The sequence below is a fragment of the Microvirga aerilata genome, from assembly GCF_016743775.1.
Lineage (GTDB): Bacteria > Pseudomonadota > Alphaproteobacteria > Rhizobiales > Beijerinckiaceae > Microvirga > Microvirga aerilata.
Genome location: NZ_JAEQMY010000249.1, coordinates 1 through 1,910, shown reverse-complemented (window position 1 = coordinate 1,910; position 1,910 = coordinate 1). Strand labels below are relative to the sequence as shown.

Annotated in this window: 2 protein-coding genes; one reads left to right on the top strand and one right to left on the bottom strand. The window is 59.3% G+C overall.

What is annotated here, in order from left to right:
* Positions 1-319: 319 nt before the first annotated feature.
* Positions 320-538, top strand: coding sequence for a hypothetical protein (locus JKG68_RS32095; protein WP_202066453.1), 219 nt, complete (start codon positions 320-322; stop codon positions 536-538).
* Positions 539-672: 134 nt separating this feature from the next.
* Here the strand turns inward: JKG68_RS32095 and JKG68_RS32090 are convergent, their stop codons facing one another.
* Positions 673-1,761 carry a TRAP transporter substrate-binding protein gene (locus JKG68_RS32090; protein WP_202066451.1) on the bottom strand — a complete coding sequence of 363 codons (1,089 nt, stop codon included), beginning with the start codon at positions 1,759-1,761 and terminating at the stop codon, positions 673-675.
* Positions 1,762-1,910: the final 149 nt, after the last annotated feature.

The window sequence follows — 1,910 nt, the reverse complement described above, 5'->3', positions numbered from 1 at the left end:
CAGTTTGACCCAGTGCGGACCATCTGCTGATGCCGCATTCCGGATCGCCTCGTTTTGCGATTGACGCATACATGGGCGGCTTTCGCGTCGAGCAGGGAAATAGGAACTGCATGATCTGTGCGCCCTCGCACGCTCTGCATCGGCGCTGGGGGCTAACCTATCCTGATTAGTCATCATGTTCCTTGAAGGTCTTCTCCTTTGCGGTGAGGTCGAGATGGCGTCTCAGAGCCGGCCGTTGCGCGCGTGGCACTATGCTCAAGCCTCCATCATCAGTTGCGGGCTCCTGGTGACAGGTGCCAGCCAAGTGATGGAGGGGCGATTGCCACTCTCAGCTGCCTGTCGGGCCTGGAACAGCCACGTCGCTGACTTGATCGATCAGCACAGGACGGCTCGTGAACTGAATGATGATCAACTTAGCGAATTCGTCCGGCTCTTCTATGAAGCCCAGAGCGCCTGCTCAGCCCTGCGCTTCGACGAGGGACTGGCCATCTATGAGGCCATTCCCATCGGCCCGGTCGCGAGCCGCCCCCTTCGCTAGACGGGCAAGTGCCGTTCCATGAACGACCCTCGGGGAGGTTCTCACTTCCAGCCTAAAACGTCTTAGCAGCAAGCCCTGCCCGGAAGGGACAAGGCCTGCTGGAAGCGATTGAGCAGAAGTTCGCCTCTCCAGCATCACCCACGAGAGCGGGTGCGGATCATAAATGTGTCAAAGCCATACTCGGCTACCTGGAACCAGAGGTACTCCTCGTTCCGGAATTCGCGCAGGCTGTCATACATCTTCTTGAAGTCAGCGTTTTTGGCCGAGATCTCGTCATAGATTTCGTTGGCTGCTTTGTAGGCCGCCTCCAGGATTTCCAGCGAAAAGGGGCGCAGTTGCGCACCAGCACCAATCAGCCGCCGCAGGGCCGCGGGATTGCGAGCATCATACTTGGCCAGCATGTCCATACCGGCGCGAGCAGCGGCGTCCTCAAGCACCGCCTTGTAGTGCTTGGGCAGTTCCTCCCATTTTGCCTTCGTGAAGTAGAAGTGGACCGCCGGTCCACCCTCCCAGAACCCAGGGTAGTAGTAGAAGGGAGCAACCTTCGCGAAGCCGAGCTTCTCATCATCATACGGCCCGACCCACTCGGCTGCATCAATGGTGCCGCGCTCCAGAGCTGGGTAGATCTCACCACCGGCAATCTGCTGCGGCACAGCTCCCAGCTTAGCCATAACTTGACCTGCGATCCCGGCCACCCGGAACTTGAGGCCCTGCAGGTCCTGAACTGTCCTGATCTCCTTGCGGAACCAGCCGCCCATCTGAGTACCTGTGTTGCCACCGGGGATGGCATGAACGTTGTACTTGGCCAGAAACTGGTTCACGAGGTCATTGCCGCCCGCCTGGTAGAGCCACGCGTTCTTCTGGCGCGCATTGAGAGCAAAGGGCATGTCGGAGAAGACCGCAAAGGCCGGATCTTTGCCCAGGAAGTAGTAGCCAGGGCCGTGGATCATCTCGACTGTGCCATTGCTGACAGCGTCAAAGGCCTGGAACGTGCCCACGATCTCGCCCGCCGCGAAGGGTTGGATCTGGAACTTGCCATCGGTTGCTTCAGACACGTACCGAGCGAGGCTTTCACTGGCACCATAGAGGGTGTCCAAGGATTTGGGGAAAGTCGACGACAGTCGCCAGCGGACCTCCGGCATGGACTGGGCGATAGCAGGCTTGGCTAGGGCCCCTGCGGCAAGACCGGTTGCCGCGACAGAGAGAAACTGACGGCGTTTCATGTTTTTCCTCCCGACGCCGCCATTCTTAGGCGGCTCAATCAGGAAATCACCCGTTTGGGCGTGGGACAATGGGAAGCGAGGTCAAGCGCGCCGGCTTGCTCTTGCTAAAAAGAGTTATTGCGCTGCCCCTGGAAGCGCTCACGCGATGA

Excerpts from the sequence above, each read along its gene's own strand:
- JKG68_RS32090 (WP_202066451.1), bottom strand. The coding sequence starts at position 1,761 with ATGAAACGCCGTCAGTTTCTCTCTGTCGCGGCAACCGGTCTTGCCGCA.